This window comes from Psychrobacillus sp. FJAT-21963 (assembly GCF_001420585.1).
Classification (GTDB): Bacteria; Bacillota; Bacilli; order Bacillales_A; family Planococcaceae; genus Psychrobacillus.
In genome coordinates this window covers 1-524 of record NZ_LJIY01000038.1, presented here as the reverse complement: position 1 = coordinate 524, position 524 = coordinate 1, and the positions used below count along the sequence as shown (strand labels likewise).

The following is a 524-nucleotide window of genomic DNA, read 5'->3' as shown; positions in this document are numbered from 1 at the left end:
TATAATAATTATATAGAAGGACAACGTAAACAAATTAACCCGATTTGCTAGAGCTAGAAGAAGGATGCAATATACTAATTGAAACGGAAACCACCAAAACACGTATGGATAAGTGGATTCTTGGGTTTGTAATAGATAACTAGAACAAAAACCATAAAAAGTAATCTTAAATGCACAAATAACTAATATTAGTTTTCGCAAATATCGGTGTTGATAAAATAAAAAAAATACAACTGCTATCATCAAGTGCGGAAAAATAGTTTCTAGAAAAGTAGGTTGTTCTGCCAAGAGAACACGAGCGTCCAAGAGATTAATAATCCATTGCTGTTGTTCTGTAGTACTTTTTTCAAATAGTATTAAACCACCAATAAAACTAAATACGAGCACGCATAATGAAATGAAAATAGTATAAGTCTGGTTCGATTTGAACACCTCCCTATCTATTTCCATCATATGCTTGTACAAAGATTAAATATGCCAACATAAACTCAAACAAAACTATTAAAATTTAATAATTATCTTTA

General features: G+C 30.0%; 1 protein-coding gene. It reads right to left on the bottom strand.

Annotation, left to right across the window (positions count from 1 at the left end):
• Positions 1-432 (bottom strand): hypothetical protein (locus AN959_RS21590; protein ID WP_216598652.1); only part of this gene is annotated, 432 nt, incomplete at its 3' end.
• Positions 433-524: the final 92 nt, after the last annotated feature.